This window comes from Pseudescherichia sp. L3, assembly GCF_024656065.1.
Lineage (GTDB): Bacteria > Pseudomonadota > Gammaproteobacteria > Enterobacterales > Enterobacteriaceae > Pseudescherichia.
On the sequence record NZ_JANKYC010000001.1, the window covers coordinates 770,888 to 795,354 of the forward strand.

The 24,467-nt window shown below is 56.2% G+C and carries 27 protein-coding genes and 1 pseudogene; 13 read left to right on the plus strand and 15 right to left on the minus strand.

The genetic code is table 11. From position 1 onward, the window contains the following. The first annotated feature begins 346 nt into the window (after positions 1-346). The 5 genes from csgB (at position 347) to NR795_RS03760 (ending at position 3,754) form a co-directional block, all read left to right on the plus strand. Positions 347-802: a curli minor subunit CsgB gene (gene csgB / locus NR795_RS03740; protein WP_144812640.1), complete on the plus strand. Its 456-nt coding sequence runs from the start codon at positions 347-349 to the stop codon at positions 800-802. Between the two features lie 42 nt (positions 803-844). After that, positions 845-1,279, plus strand: coding sequence for a curli major subunit CsgA (gene csgA, locus NR795_RS03745; RefSeq protein WP_144812637.1), 435 nt, complete (start codon positions 845-847; stop codon positions 1,277-1,279). Positions 1,280-1,337: 58 nt separating this feature from the next. Next, the gene (csgC, locus tag NR795_RS03750; protein WP_257757186.1) at positions 1,338-1,661 is read left to right on the plus strand and encodes a curli assembly chaperone CsgC; all 324 of its coding nucleotides are present in this window, start codon (positions 1,338-1,340) and stop codon (positions 1,659-1,661) included. 130 nt (positions 1,662-1,791) lie between these two features. After that, positions 1,792-2,334: an O-acetyl-ADP-ribose deacetylase gene (gene ymdB, locus NR795_RS03755; protein WP_257757187.1), complete on the plus strand. Its 543-nt coding sequence runs from the start codon at positions 1,792-1,794 to the stop codon at positions 2,332-2,334. Next, positions 2,267-3,754, plus strand: coding sequence for a phospholipase D family protein (locus NR795_RS03760; RefSeq protein WP_257757188.1), 1,488 nt, complete (start codon positions 2,267-2,269; stop codon positions 3,752-3,754). Before ymdB ends, NR795_RS03760 begins: the two co-directional genes overlap by 68 nt. Before the next feature lie 2 nt (positions 3,755-3,756). Here the strand turns inward: NR795_RS03760 and mdoC are convergent, their stop codons facing one another. Beyond that, the gene (gene mdoC / locus NR795_RS03765) at positions 3,757-4,917 is read right to left on the minus strand and encodes a glucans biosynthesis protein MdoC (RefSeq protein ID WP_257757189.1); all 1,161 of its coding nucleotides are present in this window, start codon (positions 4,915-4,917) and stop codon (positions 3,757-3,759) included. A gap of 271 nt (positions 4,918-5,188) precedes the next feature. Between mdoC and mdoG the strand changes: the two genes are divergently transcribed. From mdoG to NR795_RS03780, 3 genes are all read left to right on the plus strand, one after another. After that, the gene (gene mdoG, locus NR795_RS03770; protein ID WP_144814593.1) at positions 5,189-6,724 is read left to right on the plus strand and encodes a glucans biosynthesis protein MdoG; all 1,536 of its coding nucleotides are present in this window, start codon (positions 5,189-5,191) and stop codon (positions 6,722-6,724) included. Next, positions 6,717-9,224, plus strand: a complete 2,508-nt coding sequence (gene mdoH, locus NR795_RS03775; RefSeq protein ID WP_144812622.1) for a glucans biosynthesis glucosyltransferase MdoH — start codon at positions 6,717-6,719, stop codon at positions 9,222-9,224. Before mdoG ends, mdoH begins: the two co-directional genes overlap by 8 nt. Before the next feature lie 63 nt (positions 9,225-9,287). After that, the gene (locus NR795_RS03780; protein ID WP_144812619.1) at positions 9,288-9,515 is read left to right on the plus strand and encodes a YceK/YidQ family lipoprotein; all 228 of its coding nucleotides are present in this window, start codon (positions 9,288-9,290) and stop codon (positions 9,513-9,515) included. Here NR795_RS03780 and NR795_RS03785 read toward each other — a convergent pair whose 3' ends face one another. Then, the gene (locus NR795_RS03785; protein WP_257757190.1) at positions 9,516-9,890 is read right to left on the minus strand and encodes a MysB family protein; all 375 of its coding nucleotides are present in this window, start codon (positions 9,888-9,890) and stop codon (positions 9,516-9,518) included. A gap of 158 nt (positions 9,891-10,048) precedes the next feature. Then, positions 10,049-10,987, minus strand: coding sequence for a Kdo(2)-lipid IV(A) acyltransferase (locus tag NR795_RS03790; protein ID WP_257757192.1), 939 nt, complete (start codon positions 10,985-10,987; stop codon positions 10,049-10,051). A gap of 132 nt (positions 10,988-11,119) precedes the next feature. Here NR795_RS03790 and NR795_RS03795 point away from each other — a divergent pair, with 132 nt between their 5' ends. After that, positions 11,120-12,169, plus strand: a complete 1,050-nt coding sequence (locus NR795_RS03795; RefSeq protein ID WP_042392689.1) for a rhodanese-related sulfurtransferase — start codon at positions 11,120-11,122, stop codon at positions 12,167-12,169. Between the two features lie 51 nt (positions 12,170-12,220). Here the strand turns inward: NR795_RS03795 and NR795_RS03800 are convergent, their stop codons facing one another. The 10 genes and pseudogenes from NR795_RS03800 to mdtH all read right to left on the minus strand — a co-directional run bounded on the left by NR795_RS03800 (position 12,221) and on the right by mdtH (position 19,667). Next, the gene (locus NR795_RS03800; protein WP_257757193.1) at positions 12,221-12,796 is read right to left on the minus strand and encodes a YceI family protein; all 576 of its coding nucleotides are present in this window, start codon (positions 12,794-12,796) and stop codon (positions 12,221-12,223) included. Position 12,797: 1 nt separating this feature from the next. Next, positions 12,798-13,364, minus strand: a complete 567-nt coding sequence (locus NR795_RS03805) for a cytochrome b (RefSeq protein ID WP_257757194.1) — start codon at positions 13,362-13,364, stop codon at positions 12,798-12,800. Positions 13,365-13,634: 270 nt separating this feature from the next. Further along, positions 13,635-13,751, minus strand: a complete 117-nt coding sequence (locus NR795_RS03810; RefSeq protein WP_144812607.1) for a YceO family protein — start codon at positions 13,749-13,751, stop codon at positions 13,635-13,637. Positions 13,752-13,802: 51 nt separating this feature from the next. Next, positions 13,803-14,924, minus strand: a complete 1,122-nt coding sequence (gene solA, locus NR795_RS03815; RefSeq protein ID WP_257757195.1) for an N-methyl-L-tryptophan oxidase — start codon at positions 14,922-14,924, stop codon at positions 13,803-13,805. 115 nt (positions 14,925-15,039) lie between these two features. Then, positions 15,040-15,294 (minus strand): biofilm formation regulator BssS, encoded by a 255-nt coding sequence (gene bssS / locus NR795_RS03820; protein ID WP_103821249.1) that lies wholly within the window; start codon positions 15,292-15,294, stop codon positions 15,040-15,042. A gap of 268 nt (positions 15,295-15,562) precedes the next feature. Beyond that, positions 15,563-15,808: a DNA damage-inducible protein I gene (gene dinI / locus NR795_RS03825; RefSeq protein WP_042392697.1), complete on the minus strand. Its 246-nt coding sequence runs from the start codon at positions 15,806-15,808 to the stop codon at positions 15,563-15,565. Positions 15,809-15,883: 75 nt separating this feature from the next. After that, a complete protein-coding gene (gene pyrC, locus NR795_RS03830; protein WP_257757197.1) occupies positions 15,884-16,930 on the minus strand; it encodes a dihydroorotase in 1,047 nt (348 codons plus the stop codon). Between the two features lie 127 nt (positions 16,931-17,057). Continuing rightward, complete coding sequence (locus NR795_RS03835; RefSeq protein WP_144812597.1) at positions 17,058-17,618, minus strand: lipoprotein; 561 nt, start codon at positions 17,616-17,618, stop codon at positions 17,058-17,060. 127 nt (positions 17,619-17,745) lie between these two features. Continuing rightward, positions 17,746-18,393 (minus strand): annotated as a pseudogene (gene grxB, locus NR795_RS03840) (glutaredoxin 2). A 65-nt stretch (positions 18,394-18,458) separates the two neighbouring features. Continuing rightward, the gene (gene mdtH, locus NR795_RS03845) at positions 18,459-19,667 is read right to left on the minus strand and encodes a multidrug efflux MFS transporter MdtH (RefSeq protein ID WP_144812591.1); all 1,209 of its coding nucleotides are present in this window, start codon (positions 19,665-19,667) and stop codon (positions 18,459-18,461) included. Between the two features lie 192 nt (positions 19,668-19,859). On the opposite strand from mdtH, the gene rimJ reads away from it, so the two are divergent. The 4 genes from rimJ (at position 19,860) to murJ (ending at position 23,692) form a co-directional block, all read left to right on the plus strand. Further along, the gene (gene rimJ / locus NR795_RS03850; RefSeq protein ID WP_257757198.1) at positions 19,860-20,447 is read left to right on the plus strand and encodes a ribosomal protein S5-alanine N-acetyltransferase; all 588 of its coding nucleotides are present in this window, start codon (positions 19,860-19,862) and stop codon (positions 20,445-20,447) included. 12 nt (positions 20,448-20,459) lie between these two features. Further along, positions 20,460-21,107, plus strand: a complete 648-nt coding sequence (locus NR795_RS03855) for a YceH family protein (protein WP_257757199.1) — start codon at positions 20,460-20,462, stop codon at positions 21,105-21,107. A gap of 2 nt (positions 21,108-21,109) precedes the next feature. After that, the gene (locus NR795_RS03860) at positions 21,110-22,033 is read left to right on the plus strand and encodes a Gfo/Idh/MocA family protein (protein ID WP_257757200.1); all 924 of its coding nucleotides are present in this window, start codon (positions 21,110-21,112) and stop codon (positions 22,031-22,033) included. Positions 22,034-22,156: 123 nt separating this feature from the next. Further along, positions 22,157-23,692, plus strand: a complete 1,536-nt coding sequence (murJ, locus tag NR795_RS03865; protein ID WP_257757201.1) for a murein biosynthesis integral membrane protein MurJ — start codon at positions 22,157-22,159, stop codon at positions 23,690-23,692. Between the two features lie 47 nt (positions 23,693-23,739). Here the strand turns inward: murJ and flgN are convergent, their stop codons facing one another. Next, the gene (gene flgN, locus NR795_RS03870) at positions 23,740-24,162 is read right to left on the minus strand and encodes a flagella biosynthesis chaperone FlgN (RefSeq protein WP_222890137.1); all 423 of its coding nucleotides are present in this window, start codon (positions 24,160-24,162) and stop codon (positions 23,740-23,742) included. Positions 24,163-24,166: 4 nt separating this feature from the next. Beyond that, entirely contained in the window at positions 24,167-24,460 is a 294-nt protein-coding gene (flgM, locus tag NR795_RS03875; RefSeq protein WP_042392719.1) for a flagellar biosynthesis anti-sigma factor FlgM, read from the minus strand. Positions 24,461-24,467: the final 7 nt, after the last annotated feature.

Here is a 24,467-nt window from a genome sequence, read left to right on the forward strand (position 1 = left end):
GAGAGTAAAGAAAAAATTTCTTTGATGATCGCAAAACCACAAATTTTTTACGCCTACCTTTGGGAGGATGCGAGTAAGGCATAACTCATTCTCGGTTGCTATAACGCTCAAACCTGTACCAAACCAAGGCGACGTAATTAGTTTTATACATTATCCATCCTTTTTTTAGACCGTTAGCACTTTAAGGTGAACATAGAAATAAAAATACCACTGGCGGGTGAGATATTATTAATATTTACCGTTACATACTCTTTTCCGTAACGCAGCGTTAACGGATGTAAAAATACGTTAATAACGGCGGAGCATAATAGTCATCACTGAAAATAGTCCAGGTCCAGGTGACAACATGAAAAACAGAACGTTGATTATGGTGTTAACAATGCTGGGTGCGCCTGGGATAGCCACCGCGTCAAGTTATGATCTGGCTGTGTCAGAATATAACTTTGCGGTAAATGAATTGAGCAAAACGTCTTACAATCAGGCTGCGATAATTGGCCAGGATGGTACCAATAACAGCGCCCAGCTACGTCAGGAAGGATCTAAAATGCACGCTGTTATCTCCCAGGAAGGGGCGAGTAACCGGGCAAGAATTGATCAGGCAGGAGCCTATAACTTTGCGTATATCGATCAGTCAGGCAGTGCTAATGACGCAAGTATAACGCAAGGTGCATACGGTAATACCGCAATGATTATTCAGAAAGGTTCGGGTAACAAAGCGAATATTACGCAGTATGGTACGCAAAAAACGGCAGTTGTAGTGCAGAGGCAATCACAAATGGCTATTCGCGTTATTCAACGCTAAATCCGTTGTGAAACTAATATATCAATCCGATGGGAGTTAACCATGAAATTCATTAAAGTGGCAGCATTGGCAGCGATCGTTATTTCCGGCAGCGCTTTCGCAGGTTCCGTTGGTCAATATGGCGGCGGCAGCTACGGCGGCCCGAACTCTGAATTAAGCATTTACCAGTACGGTAGCAACAACTCCGCTCTGGCTCTGCAGACCGATGCTCGTGACTCCGATCTGACCGTGACTCAGCATGGCTCACGCAACGCCGCAGACGTAGGCCAGGGTTCTGATGACAGCTCTATCAGCCTGTCCCAGAACGGTTCTCGTAACAACGCCACTATCGACCAGTGGAACAGCCGCCACTCTGATATCGACGTACGTCAATACGGTACCGCTAACGGCGCGCTGGTTAACCAGACCGCGTCTCAGTCTTACGTAGAAGTACGTCAGGTTGGCTACGGCAACAACGCCACGGCTAACCAGTACTAATTCTATCTGGTGCGAAAAAACAGGGCTACGGCCCTGTTTTTTTTATCAGGAGGTCGCTATGCACCCCTTCCTCTTCGTTGCCGCCATGGCCAGCCAGATTACTTTCCTGACCGAGCGGCAGCAGGATATCTATACCATTACCCCCCAGGTCGTTGTCACCCAGCCCTGTGTATGCCAGATCCAGATCCTCACCGTTCATGCGGGCGTAAGCGGGCAGAGCAATACCCAGCAGCGAAAGACCCTGACGCTGCAAGCTAACCAGCCCACAAAACTTGCCCGCCTGAGCATAAATATTTCGCCCAAAGACACGGTCAAAGTCGTGGTTACCGTGACCGACGGCGATGCCCTGCACCTCGTACAGCAGTGGCCCTCTGAGCAATAACGCAGCAAGATCCGGTGTAAAATCAACCTGCTGTAGTGCTGTGCCGTCTGACCGAGCGCCGTGTTATTTCTCCCACCTGCCATACCCTGCTATACACTTAGTTGAAAGCGATGAGACAAGAGAGGCAAATATGCAATCGCGTATGGAGGTTATTCACGGTGACATCACCACGTTACAGGTCGATGTCATCGTCAATGCGGCTAACCCTTCCTTAATGGGCGGGGGCGGCGTCGATGGCGCTATCCACCGTGCCGCCGGACCGGCGCTGCTGGCCGCCTGTAAAACCGTGCGGGAGCAGCAGGGTGAGTGTCCGCCGGGCCATGCGGTGATCACCCTTGCCGGGGCGCTACCGGCAAAGGCGGTGATCCATACCGTAGGCCCCATCTGGCGCGGCGGCGCGGAGCATGAGCAGCGGCTGCTGGAGGATGCCTACCGTAATAGCCTGAAGCTGGCCGAGGCCAACGGCTATCACTCGGTGGCGTTCCCAGCCATCAGCACCGGCGTATACGGTTTTCCTAAGCCCGCGGCGGCGGAAATCGCTGTCGCTACGGTTTCGGATTATCTAACCCGTCATCCGTCGATTGGTCAGGTATACTTTGTCTGTTATGACGATGAAAATACCCGGCTTTATCAGCGACTACTCACCCAGCAAGGTGACGAACCAGACGCCTAGTACGCGGCTGGGGCGCGCTATCGCCCCCGCCCGTGCGGCCCATCCCGACGCATGCGGCATTCTGGCGTTGGATGACAGTCTTGATGCCTTTGCCGCTCGCTACCGGCTGATTGAGATGGCCGAGCGTACCCTGGACATACAGTACTATATCTGGGAAGACGATATGTCCGGGCGGCTGCTGCTGTCCCAGCTGCTTAAGGCGGCCCGGCGAGGGGTGACAATCCGCCTGCTGCTGGACGATAACAATACCCAAGGGCTGGATGATATCCTGCGTAAGCTAAATGCCCATGCCAATATCGATGTTCGGCTGTTTAATCCCTTCTCGTTTCGCCTCTTTAGATCGCTGGGCTACCTAACCGATTTTGCTCGCCTTAACCGGCGCATGCACAATAAAAGCTTCACCGCCGATGAAGAAGTGACTATCGTGGGTGGCAGAAACATTGGTGACGCCTACTTTGGCGCGGGGGAGCAGCCGCTCTTCTCCGATCTTGACGTGCTGGCGATTGGCCCGGTGGTAAGCGACGTCGTAGCTGACTTTGAACGCTACTGGACCTGCCAGTCGGTTTCCACACTTGAGAAAGTGCTCGATATTAAAGATGACGATATCGACGGCAAGATTCAGGTGCCCGAGTCCTGGTATAATGATGAGACGGCGCGGCGCTACCTCTCCAAGCTTGAAACCACCCAGTTTTCCACCCGGCTTGAGGCGGGGACACTGCCTATGCTGTGGGCCAAAACGCGTCTGCTAAGCGACGATCCGCGCAAGGGGCAGGGCAGGGCGCGTGAGCATACCCTGCTACCGCAGCGTCTGGTAAAGGTAATGGGAATGCCGCAGGAGCAGATCGATATCATCTCCGCCTATTTTGTCCCGACCCGTGCGGGAGTAGCGCAGCTGCTGCAGATGGTGCGTAAAGGGGTGAAAATTGCCATCCTTACCAACTCGCTGGCGGCGAACGATGTGGCAGTGGTGCACGCGGGCTATGCGCGCTGGCGTAAAAAGCTGTTGCGCCACGGCGTAGCCTTATATGAGCTAAAACCTACTCGGGAAGGTGGCCGACATATTCACGATCGCGGCCTGACGGGTAACTCCGGTTCCAGCCTGCACGCTAAAACGTTTAGCATTGATGGGGCGAAGGTATTTATCGGCTCGTTTAACTTCGATCCCCGCTCGGCCATGCTCAATACCGAAATGGGTTTTGTCATCGAAAGCGAGCCGCTGGCGAAGGTGATCCATAAACGTTTTCAGCAGAGCCAGCGCGATGCGGCATGGGAGCTGCGTCTTGACCGCTGGGGGCGAATTAACTGGATCGACACCCATGACGGTCAAGAACACGTATTAAAGAAGGAGCCGAAAACGCGCTTCTGGCAGCGGATGCTGGTGCGATTAGCCTCCAGGCTGCCGGTAGAGTGGCTCCTCTAAGATTAGTTTCGCACCTCTTTGGGCTGCGCTTTGTTCACCTCAGGCTTGCCGGAGAAGAGAAAACGCAGCAGCGGAATACGCAAATGCACTTCATAGAGCGCAATTGCACAGCCCACCACGAAGATCAGCCCACAGATAAAGCCCAGCGTATTGGAGTGAATATGCGGCGTGATCCATGCGCCAAAAAGCAGCGTCAGCGGATGGTGCACCAGGTAGATAAACAGTGACGCATTCACGAAGTAGGTTACGCGGGCCGACTGGAAGTTGAGCAGCCGATGCCCCAGCGAGAAGACCACGTTGACCATCCACAGCCCCATCACCATGGTGATGACACTCTCTGTTTCATACATCCACCCGTCACCGCTGCCATAGCGCTGGTTAAGCAGATAGGCCACGAAAGCCAGCGCCGCGCCCAGGGTGCAGCCCCACGACGGGGTGATAAAGAGCGCCTTGAGCCGAGGCGTAATAAAGGTGAGCGCCCCCAGCACAAAAAACGGCAGGTAGAACAGGGTCTGCATAACGGCAAAGTTAAACAGGCCATCGCTGAGAATAGGTGGGTAGAGAACCAGCAGCGTACGGCGGAACGCGGCATACAGCACGCCGAGCAGCAGAAATATTAGCGTCAGCTTTGGCAGAGTAAGCTGGCTGAGTAGCGCGTCCGGCTTAACCGCGACAGCCTGCTTAAGCTTGCGAAACAGCACCAGCCCAAGCGTAGTGAGCACCACTAGCACCAGGAGAAACCAGAGGTGCGAAACCAGATCCCAGACTAAAGTATTATACTTGTCGTAAACAGAGAGGGTATGCCAGCTGTCGGCCTTGCCCTTGACGTGCTGCAGCATCAGAAACTGCGGCAGCGTTAAGAGCGGGATAGCGGTCAGCATCGGGATGCCCACGCGCTCGACGCGCACTTTCCACCAGCGCTTCATGGGATAGCGCAGATAGAGCATATAGGAGAAATAGCCCGAGATTACAAAGAAGACCTGCATCCGAAAGGCGTGGATAAAGTCATTGAACAGGGTCAGCCACCACGAAGGCGCAGCGCTGTTCACATGCCAGACGTGGCTTGAATAGATTAATGAGATATGAAAGGGGATGCCTAGCAGCATCAGCCACGCGCGAATGGAATCAAGGAAGTATTCGCGCTGTGCGGGTAGTTTACTCATATCACTCCGTGCAATATCAGACTTATCGTCTTATCCCTAAGACCAGTTATGATTACATTCGTTGGCAACCCTACACTAAGCGTCGCAGCCTGTCTCCAGGATAAACACGCAATTGGCAAGGTGTTGCTTTCATTTGCTTATCCACTGAGCCAGCGGCTGAACAAAGCGGGGATTAAGTTGTCGGATTGCCTGAAATACCATTAAAATAGATCGGATCGATTTAAGCACACAAAGGGGGAAGTGCTTAGTTACTATGAAACATAATCTACAAGTGATGAAAATGCGTTGGTTAGGCGCAGCGGTGCTGTTATCCCTGTACTCTTCATCGGGTTGGGCCTTTAACATCGATGACGTAGCAAAACAGGCGCAGTCATTAGCCGCAAAAGGCTATGAAGCCCCAAAAAGCAACCTGCCCTCTGTCTTCCGCGACATGAAATACGCGGACTATCAGCAGATTCAATTCAATCACGACAAAGCGTATTGGAACAACGTTAAAACCCCATTCAAGCTTGAGTTCTATCACCAGGGTATGTACTTCGACCTGCCCGTGACCGTCAATGAAGTGACGGCGTCGGCCGTGCATAAGATCAAGTACAACCCGGACTATTTCAATTTTGGCAACGTCCAGCATGACAAGGATACGGTCAAAGATTTAGGCTTTGCCGGCTTTAAGGTTCTCTATCCCATCAACAGCAAAGACAAGAACGATGAAATTGTCAGTATGCTGGGGGCGAGCTACTTCCGCGTGATCGGTGCCGGCCAGGTCTATGGTCTCTCCGCCCGTGGTCTCGCCATTGACACCGCGCTGCCGTCCGGCGAAGAGTTTCCACACTTCCGCGAGTTCTGGGTTGAGCGTCCGAAGCCTACCGACAAGCGCCTGACTATCTACGCACTGCTGGATTCACCGCGCGCAACCGGCGCTTACCGGTTTGTGGTGATCCCGGGCCGTGACACCGTGGTGGACGTGCAGTCAAAAGTCTACCTGCGCGATAAAGTCGGCAAGCTGGGCGTCGCCCCGCTGACCAGTATGTTCCTGTTTGGGCCAAACCAGCCGTCACCGGCGACCAACTTCCGTCCGGAGCTGCATGACTCCAACGGCCTCTCGATGCATGCCGGCAACGGCGAGTGGATCTGGCGTCCGCTGAACAACCCGAAACACCTGGCCGTGAGCAGCTATGCCATGGAAAACCCGCAGGGCTTTGGCCTGCTGCAGCGTGGTCGCGAGTTTAGCCGCTTCGAAGATATCGACGATCGCTACGATCAGCGTCCGAGCGCCTGGGTGACACCAAAAGGCGAGTGGGGCAAAGGTAAAGTTGAGCTGGTAGAGATCCCGACCAACGATGAGACCAATGACAACATCGTGGCCTACTGGACGCCGGATCAGCTGCCGGAACCCGGTAAAGAGATGAACTTCAAGTACACCATCACCTTTAGCCGCGATGAAGACAAACTGCACGCCCCGGATAACGCCTGGGTTACGCAGACGCGCCGCTCTACCGGCGATGTTAAACAGTCCAACCTGATCCGCCAGCCGGACGGTACTCTGGCGTTTGTTGTCGACTTCACCGGGGAAGAGATGAAAAAACTGGCGCAGGATACCCCGGTTACTGCCCAGGTCAGCATCGGTGATAACGGTGAAATCGTTGAAAACGTTGTGCGCTATAACCCGGTCACTCAGGGATGGCGTTTAACCTTGCGCGTCAAGGTTAAAGACCAGAAAAAGACGACCGATATGCGTGCTGCGCTGGTGAATGCCGAGCAGCCGCTGAGTGAAACCTGGAGCTATCAGCTACCTGCCAATGAATAAGACAACTGAATATATCGACGCGCTGTCGCTTTCCGCTGAGGGGAAAGCGGCGCTGCCGACAACGGATCTGCGCGCCGTGCACGAAGCGCTGGATGCTGAGCATCGTCGCTATGAGCGGGACGATGACAGCCCGCTGGGTTCAGTGCAGGCGCGTCTTGAACATAGCTGGCCGGATTCGCTGGCGGAAGGCCAGCTGATCAAGGACGATGAAGGGCGTACCCAGCTGAAGGCCATGCCTGAGGCGAAGCGCTCTTCTATGTTCCCCGATCCGTGGCGCACCAACCCGATCGGCCGCTTCTGGGACCGTCTGCGCGGTCGCGATGTGCCGCCGCGCTACCTCTCCCGTCTGACCAAAGAGCAACAGGCCAACGAGCAGAAGTGGCGCGCGGTGGGTTCTATCCGCCGTTACATTCTGCTGCTGCTGACTATTGCCCAGACGGTGGTGGCCACGTGGTATATGAAAACCATTCTCCCGTATCAGGGCTGGGCGCTGATCGCCCCGGAAGATATGATGGGCCAGGATCTGCTTGTCTCCTTTATGCAGCTCCTGCCTTACGTGCTGCAAACCGGGATCCTGATCCTCTTTGCCGTGCTCTTCTGCTGGGTGTCGGCCGGGTTCTGGACGGCGCTGATGGGATTCCTCCAGCTGCTGATCGGCCGCGACAAATACAGCATTTCAGCCTCTACGGTGGGGGATGAGGCGCTTAACCCGCAGCACCGCACCGCGCTGATCATGCCGATCTGTAACGAAGACGTCGATCGCGTCTTCGCCGGTCTGCGTGCGACCTGGGAGTCAGTGAAGGCAACGGGTAACGCCGAGCACTTCGACGTCTATATCCTCAGCGACAGCTACAACCCTGATATCTGCGTGGCAGAGCAAAAGGCGTGGATGGAGCTGATTGCCGAGGTACAGGGCGAAGGGCAGATCTTCTATCGCCGCCGCCGCCGCCGCGTGAAGCGTAAAAGCGGTAACATCGATGACTTCTGCCGCCGCTGGGGCAGCCAGTATAGCTACATGGTGGTGCTGGATGCGGACTCTGTGATGACCGGCGACTGCCTGTGCGGTCTGGTGCGTCTGATGGAGGCTAACCCGAACGCCGGTATTATCCAGTCGTCGCCGCGTGCGTCCGGCATGGATACCCTTTACGCGCGTTGCCAGCAGTTTGCCACCCGCGTTTATGGGCCGCTGTTTACCGCCGGTCTGCACTTCTGGCAGCTTGGGGAGTCGCACTACTGGGGGCACAACGCCATTATCCGCGTGCAGCCGTTTATTGAGCACTGTGCGCTGGCTCCGCTGCCGGGCGAGGGCTCATTTGCTGGCTCTATCCTCTCTCACGACTTCGTAGAGGCGGCTCTGATGCGCCGCGCCGGTTGGGGGGTGTGGATCGCCTACGATCTGCCTGGTTCCTATGAGGAGCTGCCGCCGAACCTGCTGGATGAGCTGAAACGCGATCGCCGCTGGTGTCACGGTAACCTGATGAACTTCCGCCTGTTCCTGGTGAAAGGGATGCACCCGGTACACCGTGCGGTGTTCCTGACCGGGGTCATGTCCTACCTCTCTGCACCGCTGTGGTTTATGTTCCTTGCGCTCTCGACGGCGCTGCAGGTGGTTCACGCTCTGACCGAGCCGCAGTACTTCCTGCAGCCGCGTCAGCTGTTCCCGGTCTGGCCGCAGTGGCGTCCCGAGCTGGCGATCGCCCTGTTTGCTTCGACCATGGTGCTGCTGTTCCTGCCGAAGCTGCTGAGCATCATCCTTATCTGGTGTAAAGGCACGAAGGAGTACGGTGGATTCCTGCGCGTAACGGCCTCGCTGCTGCTGGAGGTGCTCTTCTCCGTGCTGCTGGCTCCGGTGCGTATGCTGTTCCACACCGTATTCGTGGTCAGCGCGTTCCTCGGCTGGGAAGTGGTCTGGAACTCACCGCAGCGTGACGATGACTCCACCCCGTGGGGTGAGGCGTTTATGCGTCACGGCTCGCAGATGCTGCTTGGCCTGGTCTGGGCAATCGGCATGGCGTGGCTGGATCTGCGCTTCCTGTTCTGGCTGGCACCGATCGTTGTCTCGCTGATCCTCTCTCCGTTTGTCTCGGTCATTTCGAGCCGGGCGACGGTAGGCCTGCGTACCAAGCGCTGGAAGCTGTTCCTGATCCCGGAAGAGTATTCCCCGCCGCAGGTGCTGGTGGATACCGACCGGTACCTGACGCTGAACCGTGCGCGTTCGCTGGAAAATGGCTTTATGCATGCGGTGTTTAACCCGTCGTATAACGCGCTGGCCACCGCCATGGCAACCGCCCGTCACCGGGCAAGCCAGGTGCTGGAGATTGCCCGCGATCGCCACGTTGAGCAGGCGCTGAACGAGACGCCGGACAAGCTTACCCGCGACCGTCGTCTGGTACTGCTGAGCGATCCAGTGACAATGTCACGTATGCACTATCGGGTCTGGTCTTCGCCGGAGCGCTACTCCTCATGGATTAGCGAATACGACGCGCTGAAGACAAAATAACGGCTTAATGTTTAATGAATAAATACCGGCTCATCAGCCGGTATTTTTTTTATAAGGAGAGGTATGCGGATAATCACTGTGGTGATAATGGCGATGCTGCTTAGCGGGTGCGGCAGCATTATCAGTCGTACTATTCCGGGGCAGGGTCATGGAAACCAGTACTACCCCGGCGTCCAGTGGGACGTGCGCGACTCAAAATGGCGCTACCTCACCGTGCTGGATCTCCCTTTCTCGCTGGTCTTTGACACGCTTCTGCTGCCTATAGATGCGCATCACGGACCCTACGAGTAGTTAACGCTCGTCCCACTCGTCCGCTGCGGTGCGACCCTCTTCGGTATCCAGCGGCGGTTGGAGCTGGTATTCACCCTCATCCCACTCATGAAGGGTATTCTCCTCCAGCCACTCCTGACGCAGCTCGATCTCATCAAAGTCACCGTCGAAAACGCTCTGCGCGGCTTCACCGGTCAGCAATGGCAGACACTCCCCGTCTTCGCCCTCATCGGCAAAAAATTCCACCTGCCACATGATCTCGCCATCCTGTAGCACATACTTCTGCATATTAAACTGCTGAATATTGGCGGTCTCTTCGTCCAGCTCCGGACTGTTGGCCAAAAACTCTTCACGAGCAGCATCAATGGCTTCTTCCAGCGTGGCGTACATGGTCATTGGTTTCTCCCTGTGAAATTGACATGTTGTTCAGGGAAAGAATAGTTGAATCTGAGATTTTACAAGAATGATTGCGGAAAATAATTCACGGGCGGGCGCTGAAGATCGTAGGCCGGACAGGGCATTATGCCGCCATCCGGCGTTACGAGACTTAAAAATCAGTAGCGTGAAGGCACGCCTTCAGGGCGGGTTTTAAAGCGGCGGTGCAGCCACATGTACTGCTCCGGGGCCATCAGAATGCACTTCTCGACAACTTTGTTCATCCAGGCGGCGGTGGTTTCAGCATCGTCCAGGGGCGGGGACAGCTCAGGATCCAGCATCACCAGCTCGTAGCCTTTGCCGTCGGCTTTGCGGCGTGGGACAAAGGGAACCAGCGCTGCGCCTGAGAGACGCGAGAGCATCCAGGTTCCTGAGGTAGTAGCAGCCTGATCGACGGCGAACAGCGGCACAAAGACGCTGGCACGCGGGCCGTAGTCATGGTCCGGCGCGTACCAGACAACTTCACCGTTCTTCAGCGCCTTCACCATGCCTTTCAGATCCTTGCGATCGAGCATGCTTTTATTGGAGCGCAGGCGTCCCCATGTTTGCAGCCAGTCGATCACCGGATTATCGTTGGGGCGATAAACACCAATGCCCGGCGTCTGCATTCCAAACATGCGTGCGCCCAGCTCCAGGGTTAAAAAGTGTACGCCGATCAGCAAAATACCGCGCTTTTGCCGCTGTAGCTCGTACACAGGTTCAAAATTGATGACCTCCATCCAGCGGGCAAGACGTTTATCTGACCAGAACCAGGCCATGCCGGTCTCCAGCAGGCCCATACCGGTGGACTCAAAGTTCTTTACCGCCAGCGCATGGCGCTCATTGGCGCTCATCTCAGGAAAGCACAGCTCAAGGTTGCGTATAGCAACGTGCGCCCGGCGCTTCATAAAACGCATGGCCAGCCGGCCAAGACCCGAGCCCAGGCGATAGAGGAACGGGTAGGGAAGCTGGACGATAAGCCATAAAATCCCTATGCCGAACCACGTCAACCAGTAGCGAGGGTGCAGCAACGCTGCTGAAAATTGGGGTAAATGCGTTTGGTCTTTCCTGTTCTCCAACGCCTGTTCTCCTTTTTGATCGTTCTGGTGTGCAAATGTAACGTAAACGCCGGGGATGTAAATTAACAGTAATTGCTTTATGATGCTGCCCGATTTTCATTCATCATTCACCGATTGCAGGAAACGTACACCATGCCAGTGTTACACAACCGCATTTCGAATGAGGAGCTGAAGGCGCGTATGCTTGCTGAAACCGAGCCGCGCATCACTGTCTCATTCTATCAATACTTTACCATTATCGATCCTCAGACCACTCGCGATGCATTATACAAGGCATTAACCGCCCTGAACGTTTTTGGTCGCATCTATCTGGCTCATGAAGGCATTAATGCGCAAATAAGCGTCCCGGAGAGCCAGTTTGAGGCCCTGCGTGCGTGCCTCTACGCCTTCGATCCGGCGCTGGACGGCCTGCGTCTGAACGTCGCGCTGGATGACGACGGTAAATCATTCTGGGTGTTGCGCATGAAGGTACGTGACCGCATTGTGGCCGACGGTATCGACGATCCTACCTTTGACGCCAGCGACGTCGGTGATTACCTGAAGGCCGCCGAGGTCAACGCCATGCTGGACGATCCCGATGCGATCTTTATTGATATGCGTAACCACTATGAGTATGAAGTGGGGCATTTCGAGCGCGCGCTGGAGATCCCGGCGGACACCTTCCGCGAGCAGCTGCCGAAGGCGGTCGACATGATGCAGGAGCATAAAGATAAAAAGATCGTGATGTACTGCACTGGCGGCATCCGCTGCGAGAAGGCCAGCGCGTGGATGAAGCACAACGGCTTCAATAAGGTCTGGCATATCGAAGGCGGTATTATTGAGTACGCGCGCCGGGCGCGGGAGCAGGGTTTGCCGGTACGCTTTATCGGTAAAAACTTTGTTTTTGACGAGCGGATGGGAGAGCGCATCTCTGAAGATGTGATTGCCCACTGCCACCAGTGCGGGACGCCGTGCGACAGCCATACTAACTGCCTGAACGACGGCTGCCATCTGCTGTTTATTCAGTGCCCGTCATGCGCGGAGAAGTTTAAAGGCTGCTGTAGCGAGCTGTGCCAGACGGAGCGTGAGCTGCCGGAAGAGGAGCAGCGTCGTCGCCGGGCGGGGCGTGAGAACGGAAATAAGATCTTCAATAAATCCCGCGGGCGTCTGAATACCAAATTAGGCATTCCGGACCCCGAGTAAGCGTTGCAACCCTGCCGGGAGCGATCCCGGCAGGGTCTCTGCGAGGCGGCGCTATTTCTGGCGCACGCCCTCAACGGAGATAATCAGATCCACTTCCTGCGCTGCCGGACCCAGATCGGTATTGATATTGAAGTCCTTCAGCTTGATTTTGCCTTCGGCTTCAAAGCCTGCGCGTACGCCGCCCCACGGATCGTCACCCTGGCCAATCAGCTTCGCTTCGAGAGTTACCGGCTTGGTCACGCCGTTAAGGGTCAGGTTGCCGGTGATATCCAGCTCGTCGCCCTCTTTCTTAACCCCGGTAGAGGCGAAGGTTGCCTGCGGGAATTTCGCTACGTTCAGGAAGTCCGCGCTGCGCAGGTGCTTATCGCGCTCGGCGTGGTTGGTATCAACGCTGTTGGTATTGATAGTGACGTTGACCTTATCCGCCGCAGGATTCTTTTCGTCAAAGGTAAAAGTCCCGTTAAAGTCCTTAAAGGTACCGTACAGCCAGCTGTAGCCAAGGTGCTGGATACGGAAATTAACGAAGGCGTGCTGGCCCTCTGTATCGATTTTGTAATCAGCGGCTACGGCGGAACCGGTGGTGAACAGCAGCGCGCCGAAGGTTAATGCCAGCAGGTTTTTCTTCATCTTATGCTCCAGAGTCAGGGGACGATTTACCCAGCATACGTTTGAGGGTGTCGTCTTTATCAATAAAATGGTGTTTAAGGGCGGCCAGGGCGTGCAGTACGGAGAGGATCACCACGCTCCATGCCAGCCACAGATGGAGGGTACCCGCAAGATCCGCCTGCGCACCGGCGTCGGCCAGGGTAGCGGGGACCTCAAACAGGCCAAACACGCTAATGGGTTGACCGTCAGCGGTAGAGATCAGATAGCCGCTGATCACAATGGCGAACAGCAGGGCGTAGAGAATAATGTGCGCACCAATGGCGGCGACATGCGTCAGGCGCGAGTAAGAGGCTAACGCTTTCGGCGGCGGAGAGACATGACGCCAGATCAGGCGAACCACCAGGCCCATCATCAGCAGTACGCCGATGCTTTTATGCAGCTCCGGGGCCTGATGATACCAGCCATCATAATAGCTCAGCGTAACCATCCACAGGCCAAGGGCAAACATGCCGTAAACCACAAGAGCAACCAGCCAGTGTAACGCAATAGAGACCGCACCATAGCGGCGAGCAGAATTACGCATTTGCATAGAGTTAACCATACTCAAATATAAAGTTAACTTAAAATGGCCTGCAAAAAATATTAATGCAACTTAAAAATAACAAAACCAGAGGCTATTTAATTTCCTTCAGTTTTTTTGCTCTGGTTTGCCTTATGACCTTCAATGATTTCGTCTCACATCGCAAGAAATGGTGCGTGTCGCTGAGCTCGCAGGCTGAACAGCCTGCTTACGTTCATTCAAAAAAACTGCGCACAAATTAGGTTTTATTAAAGTAATGTCAACTTTTGTCAATATTACTTATCCGGCATAGAGTATATAAATAAAGTCAATTAAGGCCAGCAGCGACCAGAAGGCAATATAGGCCATCAAATGTTCACGGACGTTTTCTGTAAGGTAAGTAAATAGCCGGCGCATTATATCTCCAGGGATAATTAAGCGTGAAGAGGCCCGCGCGGGGCCTTCTGCTTATCCTGCCATGAAACGTCGTAGTGAAAAGGGGGTTAAGTCAAACGCTGGCGTTTTATCTGCGGCAAAGTCAGCGACAATCTCTCCCAGTACCGACGCAAACTTAAACCCGTGTCCGCTGAGGCCGGTGATGACCATGGTGCTACTGCTGTCTGGCAGCGTATCGATGATAAAGTCCTCATCCGGCGAGTTATCATAGGTACAGGCGGCACCGTACAGACAGCCGCCGATGCCGGGAAGGCACTGGCGAAGGAACGGGAAGCTCTCTGAGCCGTCGGTAGCGACGCGGCCAAAGGGCAGGCGCTCGTCTTCGCTGCTGATCGGCTGCCCGCCGTTGTGCTTGCCTATCTTAAACGCATCGTCTTCTGCCGGAAAACCATAGTACTGGTCACCGTTGGCCAGCTCGCCGGTAAAGGCCGGGAAGTTATTTTTACTGCTGTAGCGGCCATCGGCCTGATACCAGGCAAACACCTTGCGTACCGGCTGAATGGGCAGGGCGGGAAGCAGCTGCTTAACCCAGGTTCCAGCGCTGACCAGCAGCTTCGCACCCTGATACTCGCCATCAGCCGTCTCAATGGTCACGCCATCATCATGATGATGGATCGCCGTCACCGGACAGTTGAACAGCTGCGCACAGCCGGCTTCCCGGGCGAGGCGGATCCAGGTTTTAATCGCCAGCTCGCTCTTCAGCACGCCGGAGTTGGCTTCAAACAGGGCGATATAGTCATCCGGCACGCGAAATTCAGGCCAGCGTGCCATCAGCGCCGCAGCGTCGAGTTGCTCAACGTTAAGGTTAAACTGCTGCGCGCTCTGGGCAACGTTGCGTAGAAAATCAGAGTTGGCGGGCCCCAGGTTAACCACGCCGCTGCGGATAAACACCTCTTCGCCGCTCTCTGCTGCCAGCTGCTCCCACAGCGTCTGTGCTCTGAGCACCAGAGGGACATACTTTTCGCCCTCGCCGTAGGCGTGGCGGATAAGCCGCGTATCGCCATGATGGCTACCCTGCTGGTGTGGCGGCATATAGGCATCGGTCATCAGCACCTTCAGCCCCGCGCGGGTAGCATAATAGCCCGCCGCCGCGCCCACTGAACCGCTACCGATAATAATAAGATCGTATTTCATAAGCTCTCCTGGCAAAAACGCGTGCTCAGGAGAGTAATTAACCCGCCGACGTTATACAAGCCACAAATAAATAAGGCACCCTATGGGTGCCTGTTGGTTGAAAAATGAGCATTCATTAATGCCGCCTGTACTCGTTTTCCTGGTAGTCGCCAGATTCGATCTTGGCAATGCCGGCTTCTAGAATCGATATAAATTGACGAGCAACATCGGTCGTTAACCACAGAGTCTGTCCGACCTCGGTATCGTCACGGTCGGCGTGGTTTGGGGTCTGGTAGTGCAGGCGCAGCATCAGCGCATCGTAACTGTCCACGGTGCTGATGTCCCACCCTACGAGCGGATGGGTTTGAATGACTTCATTATTTTTTACCATTTTAACCCCCTAAATGCGTGTGTAGTGACAACGACTCTTGAGGTTCAATGCGTGTTTTTTGAAGCAACTTAAGTATATCAATAATTAAGCAGATTGCGCCAATAAAAAAAATAGGGGCATTTTTTCTGAACTTTCTTAGAATTTTTTGAACAAGAAAAGGGCTAATTACGGCTTATTTATTACAGAGATAAGCGGCACCATCAGAATAATGCCTAAAAGTGAAAAAAAGCCGGGGCGACCCGGCAAAAGCACAATAGGGAAACAACCATTAATCCTGCGTAAACCAGTCGTCCGCGCTCTCCCAGGTTTGCTGGAGGATCTCGCTAACGCGTTCTTTATCACCTTTGGCACCGCCGAGAACAGACAGATTGTTGGCAGCTGCATAGCGGACGGTCACCTTGCCTTCGGTGTCGGGATAGTCGCTCTGCAGACGGCGGGAGAGTTCGCTTGCCAGCGCATCAATCGCGCCCGGCGGTAAGGGTGTTGTTTTAGCGATAGTCACTTCAATACGCATGATTGCCCCCTGAGTAATGTACTGTATTTTTATACAGTATAGACGCAGAACTTACAACAGGGAGCAAACTCTTTTTTAGCGACGGATCCGCCAGTTAACGCGTTCGCCTGCCAGGAAAGGGATCAGCGTATCGTCACTGAGGGCGATGCTTTCTGGCACCTGCTCCTCTTCGCGCACCAGCTCTACGTAACCCTCGTTGACCGGCAGGCCGTAGAAGCGTGGGCCGTTAAGCGAGCAGAAGGCTTCAAGATGTGCCAGAGCGTTCATCTCTTCAAAGACGGTGGCGTAGCTGGCCAGCGCCGACGGGGCATTGAAGCAGCCTGCACAGCCGCAGCTGGTCTCTTTACGCAGGCGCGCATGCGGGGCGGAGTCGGTGCCAAGGAAAGCACGGTCGAAGCCGCTGGCGACCAGTTCACGCAGCGCCTGCTGGTGAACGTTACGCTTGAGGATCGGCAGACAGTAAAGGTGCGGGCGCACGCCGCCCACCAGCATATGGTTACGGTTAAACATCAGATGCTGCGGGGTAATAGTCGCTGCCAGCAGCTCATTGCCCTCGCGCACATAGTCGGCGGCATCTTTAGTGGTGATGTGCTCAAACACCACCTTCAGCGCAGGCAGGCGCTGGCGCAGCGGCTCCATCACCGTTTCAATAAAGCGCGCCTCGCGATCGAAGATGTCAATCTCGGCGTGGGTCACTTCGCCGTGCACCAGCAGCGGCATACCCAGCATCTGCATCCGCTCCAGCAGCGGCATGATAGCGTCAATGCTGGTCACCCCATGGCTGGAGTTCGTTGTGGCATTGGCCGGATAGAGCTTGGCTGCAGTAAAGACCCCTTCGCGAAAGCCGCGCTCGACCTCGTTGGGATCCAGCGAGTCGGTAAGGTAGCAGGTCATCAGCGGGGTAAAGTCGTGTCCGGCAGGGACGGCGGCAAGAATACGCTGGCGGTAGGCGATGGCGGCTTCGACGGTGGTCACCGGCGGTGCCAGGTTTGGCATCACGATAGCGCGGCCATAGGTTTCACTGGTGTAGGGCACCACAGTCTTCAACATATCGCCGTCGCGCAGATGTACGTGCCAGTCGTCAGGGCGGCGAATTTTTAAAACCTGGGGTTGTGCTGTCATGGTAGTGCTCCGGCTAAAGTGAAGTCAATAATGGCTGGTTTTATGCCGGGCACTAAGCATAGGCGTAAACGTTTTCGTTTGCACCACTTTCCTGACCGCAGAGCAAAAATTACGGTGCGCCTATCGGTCAGTTAATAAAGGGGATCACAATTTCGCCCTCTTTAATCTCCAGCCCTTTGGCATACTTTTTCGCCAGCGCTTCGCCCTTGCTGCTGTCTTCGCTTAAGACGTAGGCAGGCTGCTGGTTAAAGTAGTTCTGCAGGGCCTGGTTCAGGTAGGGGATCAGGGTCTGTACGACCGGCTGCATCTTCTGCGGCATTACCGAGGCGTCAACCACCTCCATCTGCTGGAGAAAGATCGCTCCTTTCTCCTTATTGAAAACCGGGAGCGCCTTGAGCTTCAGCTTAACCGTGGCCTGCTGGCTACCAAACAGGGAGTTAAGATCCAGTCCGGCGTCGCCAGAGAGCGTAACTTTGCCCGGATCGTCACGCCCGATAGCGCTGACCAGGTTATTTAGCACAATATGCGCATCCGCCACGCCCGGCAGGCCAATATCGCGGGAAAAATTGTTGTGCTTTTGCAGCGCCTGGTTGATCTCTTGCTCGCTGACGGTGTACTGGGTGAGCTGGTTACAGCCTGCCAGCAGGCCGCCTGCAACAAGGGCTGCGGCAAATAAAATCTTCTTCATGGGATCCCTCAAAAGCCATCCATTTATGCCATCGTGACATAAAGCAGCCTGGCGCACCAGCGGGAGGCGTAACAGCAGAAAAGGCTGAAAGCGGTGGCGGAAACCTACGCTTCCGCCGAACCAGAGGTTAAATTGCGATAGAGGAGAGGAGGTTAATTTGCGTCTGCTTGGCCATATTGTCGCGATAGTCGGCGACGCGGGTTGGCCAGACAATACCGGGCACAATCGTCAGGTTACGCAGCAGCGGGAAGAGGTGGATATCATCCTCAGAGAGTTCACCGTTAACCGCGTTGGGCTGGACAATATGCTTATCCAGATCGCGCAGATCATCGCTGATTTTTTTCACCAGCCCCGGCGTATGGGCAAGATGCTCGCTAAAGTCGCCGATAGCGGCCTCTTTTTTCTTGATGAAGTAAGCGCGCGCCTCGGGCGTTGCAAACTCATCAAACGGTGCTTTGGCAAAGCGCGGGAGCAGCAGGCGGTTCGTGTACTCATTAACCTTGCGCAACCATGTCTCGATGGCTGGCTTGCGTGCGCCGGTCAGCAGCGGCTCGCCGTCGAGCTGGTCAACTTACTTCACAATGTCCAGGCTCTCGGCCATGTAGCGGCTGTCATCTTTTTGCAGGATTGGGGCCATCTTCTGGCCAATCATACGGGTGGGCGTGGCTTCATCATCGTTGAGCAACACGTTAAGTTCGACCGGCAGATTTTTCAGGCCGAAGATCATGCGGGCTTTCAGGCAGTACGGGCAGTGGTCGTAAATATAGAGCTTCACGTTTCCCCTCCAGGTGATGGTTGTCCGTAACCATCAGTATGGAAGAGAAAAAAGCGCCTTTCAAATCAGGCCCCCGGTTCGAGCACCCCTGTCCGGGGATGACGGGGGCTGAACTGCCACCACAACGCAAACAGCGTCACCAGGCCAATCGCCGACAGCATCATCCACGGCAGCTCGGGCTGGCTGAAGGCTTTTCCGGCGTCGAACAGCCAGCCACCCCCCGCATAGCCAAGGAATCCGCCAAAGGCGAGGCCCAGGCGGCTGAAGCCCATATAGCTGCCCCGCGCCCGGGCATCGGCCAGCTCAGCGCTCAGCGTTTCCCGCGCCGGTTCGGCAATAATCGAGCCGATATAGAACGTGCAAATTAATGTAAAGAGCTGCTGCAGCGAACTCACCATGCCAATCGGCAGCAGGCTGAAGGACATAAACAGCAGGCCGGCCATCAAACGCTGCTCAAGGCGAAAACGTTTTTCGCTCCAGCGGGCGAGCGGGTAGAGCAGGGTCAGCGAAAGACTTGCCTCAATGGCATACATCCACTTCACTGCTGCGGGCGAACCGGCGATGTCGTTCACCATGATCGGCAGCATCAGCATCACCTGTACGGCCAGCATGTAGTAGCCGGTTAAGGTGAGAACGTAGGTCACGAAGCGTTTGTCGGCCACGACCCGGCTAAGCCCCTCCCGCACCGGGATTTTCACCGTCGAGAGCCGCCACGCGGGCAGCAGCCAGGCATTGAAGGCGGCACAGAGGACAAAGATCACCGCGCCGGTAGCGCACACCAGGCGGAAATCGTACTGCAGCAGCCAGCTGCCGAGCAGGGCACCGATCACCGCCCCGGCGCTGTCCTGCATCATCAGTAGCGAGAAGAAACGTCCGCGCAGGTGCGGGCGGATCAGCTTGACCACCAGCGCCGAGCGCGGTGGATCGAACAGCGTCCCGCCGAGGCCAGAGAGGATGCACGAGCTCCAGAGCAGCCATGGCTCCTGCGCTACCGCCATGGTGGCGAACCCGGCGGCCCGCAGCAGCATGCCGGTGACGATCATCGGCTTAGCACCAAAGCGGTCGGCGATAGCACCGCCGAAGATCCCCAGCCCCTGCTGGATAAGCTGGCGCAGGCCGAGGGCAATCCCCACCATCAGGGCGGCCCAACCGAGCTGATCCACAAAGCGAATAGAAATAAGCGGGAAGACAACAAAAAAACCGAGCACAACCAGCATATTATCGATGAGCAGGAAATATTTACCCAGGCGCCTGGCCTGCGATACGCGGGACATCTCCCCTCCTGGGAATGTCAAAATAGTTACCCTGCTATTTTGCGTGGTTGCTGACCATTTTCCCACCGCTGCGGCGACGATATTTTTTTATCAAAGCAACGCTTTGATTGATGCTCTTTATCGTAATAGTGGCCTGGCGCAGGTATAGTTATCCGCAGGGGTAACAAGATGTTTTGACAGGAGTGGTGATGAATGTTCGGCTATCGTAACAACGTTCCAAAAGTGCGCTTGACGACGGACCGGCTGGTGGTACGTTTAGTGCATGAACGCGATGCATGGCGTTTAGCAGACTACTACGCAGAAAACCGCCAGTTTTTAAAGCCCTGGGAGCCCATACGCGATGAGAGCCACTGCTATCCGTCCGGCTGGCAGGCGCGCCTGAGCATGATTAACGAATTTCACAAGCAGGGAAGCGCTTTCTACTTTGCGCTGTTCGATCCCGACGAAAAAGAGATCGTTGGCGTCGCTAACTTCTCTAACGTGGTGCGCGGCTCGTTTCACGCCTGCTATCTGGGCTACTCCATCGGACAGAAGTGGCAGGGGCAGGGGCTGATGTTTGAGGCGCTGACCGCCGCGATCCGCTATATGCAGCGCACCCAGCATATCCACCGCATTATGGCTAACTACATGCCGCACAATCAGCGCAGCGGCGGCCTGCTGGCGCGGTTGGGTTTTGAAAAAGAGGGCTATGCCAAAGCCTATCTGCTGATCGACGGCGAGTGGCGCGATCACGTCCTGACGGCGCTGACCACCCAGGAGTGGACCGCTGGCCGCAACTAAGGAAAGACGAAAATGAAAATCCTGTTAAGCCCCGCCGAAGCGCGGATTATTGGCTGTCTGCTGGAGAAGCAGGTGACGACGCCTGAGCAGTATCCCCTCTCTCTGAATGCAGTGGTCAGCGCCTGCAATCAGAAAACCAACCGTGAACCCGTTATGTCTCTCAGCGACGCCGAGGTGCAGGATCTCCTCGACACGCTGGTCAAACGGCACTATCTGCGCAACGTCAGCGGCTTCGGCAATCGGGTCACGAAATACGAACAGCGCTTTTGTAATTCCGAGTTTGGTAACCTCAAGCTCAGCAGCGGCGAGACGGCGCTCGTCACCACGCTGCTGCTGCGCGGCGCACAGACGCCAGGCGAGCTGCGGATGCGGGCGGCAAGAATGCATGAGTTTGCCGACGTGCCGGAGGTCGAAAAGACGTTAGAAGCGCTGGCCGACCGGGAGGATGGGCCCTTTGTGGTTCGCCTGCCGCGCGAGCCGGGCAAACGTGAAAGCCGCTACATGCACCTGTTTAGCGGCGAGGCGGCCCCGGAGGCCGCCTCCGCGGAGCGCGACGAGCCACAGCCAGACGATCTCGCGGCGCGGGTGACGGCGCTGGAGGGCGAGGTCGCCGAACTGAAGCAGCGTCTCGATTCGCTGCGGGCACATCTGGGAGATTAACCATGACACAGTTACGCATAGGCGTAGTGGGGCTGGGTGGTATTGCCCAGAAGGCCTGGCTGCCGGTACTGGGCGCCGCCACCGACTGGACGCTGCAGGCGGCCTGGTCGCCGTCGCGGGAAAAGGCGTTAGACATTTGCCAGCGCTGGCGGATGCCCTACGCCGGATCGCTGCCGGAGCTGGCTGCCCAGTGCGATGCCGTGTTCGTTCACACCTCTACGGCCTCACACTACGCGGTAGTCAGCGAGCTTTTAAATGCCGGCGTGCACGTCTGCGTTGATAAGCCGCTGGCGGAGAACCTTGCCGACGCCGAGCGGCTGGTGGCGCTGGCTGCGCGTAAAAAGCTGATCCTGATGGTCGGCTTCAATCGCCGCTTTGCCCCCCTGTATCGCGACCTGAAAACCCGCCTCGCCAGCGGGGCATCGCTGCGCATGGATAAGCACCGGAGCGACAGCGTCGGGCCGCACGATCTGCGCTTTACGCTGCTGGACGACTACCTCCACGTGGTGGACACCGCCCTGTGGCTGGCGGGGGGCGAAGGGCAGCTTAACGGCGGCACGCTGCTGACTAACGACGAGGGGGCGATGATCTACGCCGAGCACCACTTTAGCCACCAGGCCCTGCACATCACCACCAGCATGCATCGCCGGGCGGGCAGCCAGCGCGAGTGGGTGCAGGCGGTGACCGATGGTGGCCTGTATGACGTGACCGATATGCGCGAGTGGCGGGAAGAGCAGGGTAGCGGCATTACGCTGCGTCCGATCCCCGGCTGGCAAAGCACCCTTGAGCAGCGTGGCTTCGTGGGTTGCGCCCGGCACTTTATCACCTGTGTGAAAAATCAGACTGCACCTGAAACCTCCGGGGAGCAGGCGGTGCTGGCCCAGCGCATCATCGACAGGCTCTGGCGCGAGGCGATGGTTGAATAACTCGCTGTCGTATCTGGTAATAGTTTCTGGATGTAGTATTTCATCGCAATCCAGGTAGACTAAGCGCTTCTTCTAACGCCTGCTATGCAGGCGTTTTGCCGCAGGGTTCGGATTAATACGGTAATGAATTTATTAAAATCGCTGGCTGCGGTCAGCTCGATGACTCTCTTTTCCCGCGTGCTGGGTTTTGCCCGCGACGCCATCGTGGCGCGGGTGTTTGGCGCAGGGTTGGCAACCGACGCCTTCTTTGTGGCGTTCAAGCTTCCTAACCTGCTGCGCCGTATCTTCGCGGAGGGGGCATTCTCTCAGGCGTTTGTGCCTATTCTGGCCGAGTACAAGAGCAAGCAGGGGGAAGATGCGACCCGCGTCTTTGTCGCCTATGTCTCCGGTCTGCTGACGCTGGTGCTGGCGATTGTGACCATTGCCGGGATGCTGGCCGCGCCCTGGGTGATCATGGTCACCGCGCCGGGCTTTGCCGATACCGCCGACAAGTTTGCGCTCACCACCCAGCTGCTGAAGATCACTTTTCCCTACATTCTGCTGATTTCGCTAGCCTCACTGGTGGGGGCGATCCTGAATACCTGGAACCGCTTCTCGGTGCCGGCCTTTGCGCCCACCCTTTTAAACGTCAGCATGATTGGCTTTGCGCTCTTTGCCGCACCGCTGTTTCACCCGCCGGTGCTGGCGCTGGCCTGGGCGGTGACCGTCGGGGGCGTGCTGCAACTTTTTTATCAGCTGCCGCACCTCAAAAAGATTGGCATGCTGGTACTGCCGCGCATCAGCCTGCGTGATGCAGGGTCAATTCGCGTTGTTAAGCAGATGGGGCCCGCGATCCTTGGCGTCTCGGTCAGCCAGATCTCACTGATCATCAACACTATTTTCGCCTCGTTTCTGGTCTCCGGCTCGGTGTCGTGGATGTACTACGCCGACCGTCTGATGGAGTTTCCCTCTGGCGTGCTGGGCGTGGCGCTGGGCACGATTCTGCTGCCGTCGCTCTCTCGCAGCTTCGCCAGCGGCAACCACGACGAGTACTGTCGCCTGATGGACTGGGGCCTGCGCCTCTGCTTCCTGCTGGCGCTGCCGAGCGCCGTGGCGCTGGGGATCCTCGCCAAACCGCTGACGGTCTCGCTGTTCCAGTACGGCAAATTCACCGCTACCGATGCGCTGATGACCCAGAAGGCGCTGGTAGCCTACTCTGTGGGGCTGATGGGGCTGATTGTAGTGAAGGTGCTGGCTCCGGGTTTCTACTCGCGACAGGACATCAAAACGCCGGTCAAGATCGCTATCGTCACGCTGATTATGACCCAGCTGATGAACCTGGCCTTTATCGGCCCGCTCAAGCACGCCGGACTGGCGCTGTCCATTGGCCTGGCGGCCTGCCTCAACGCCAGCCTGCTCTACTGGCAGCTGCGCAAGCAGAAGATTTTTACCCCGCAGCCGGGCTGGCAGCGTTTTCTGCTGCGTCTGATTATTGCCGTTGTGGTAATGGCCGCCGCGCTGCTGGGGGTGCTCTCGATAATGCCGGAGTGGTCGCAGGGCGCCATGGCCTGGCGACTGCTGCGCCTGATGGCGGTGGTAGCGGTGGGGGGCATTGCCTACTTCGCCACGCTGGCGCTGCTGGGCTTTAAGGTGAAGGAGTTTGCTCGCCGGACGGCGTAAAACAGAACAGGCCTGGGCAGCGGTGCCCGGGCCTGTGCGGTGCAAGATCAGATGGAGATTTTCTTGCCGCCGCGGTGGGTAACCGAGGTTTGGCCATTCGCGCCGTAGAGGGCGGGCTCCTGATGCGGTTTTAGCACCTCCAGCGCCTGCCTGTTGCGCTGGATCTGATCTTCCAGCAGCCAGCCGTTGTGCTGGTTAAGCTCGCGTAGGTGCTGCGTTTTTTTAGTGATAGTCAGCCAGCGGCCTGCGATATCATCATTTGCGCTCTGCTGCATATTCTGTTCGGCACGACGCTGCTGTTCAAGATAGTCCAGCGTGGCGAGCAACGAACTCTTCTCTTCGGTAATACGCTGTAGCGCGCTGCCGTTAATCTGGCCCGCAGAAAGATGTTGTTGCTCAGCATCCATCACGCCTTTCAGCGCGTTCAGGATAACTGTCATTTGATCAAGAACTTCTGACAGTTTGCTCATACGCTCACTTACTCTGTAGGAAACTCTGCGCTTCGCTAATCAGGGCGTCGGCAATTTTGCCGGTATCCATTTTCAGCTCGCCGTTACGGATTGCGGTTTTCAGGGCTTCCACGCGCTCCATATTAATATCTTCACTGCCCGCCTGGGTCAGCTTGGTTTGCGCATTGCTAATCGTGACGCTGGTACTGTTCGCGGTAGCGGATTTTTCCAGACGCGCTTTTGGGGTCTGAGTATCGTGAGTTTCGCGCGGTTGGACAGTGCTAACCGACTTTAAAGGCGATGTACGATCAATGCTCATAGTGTTG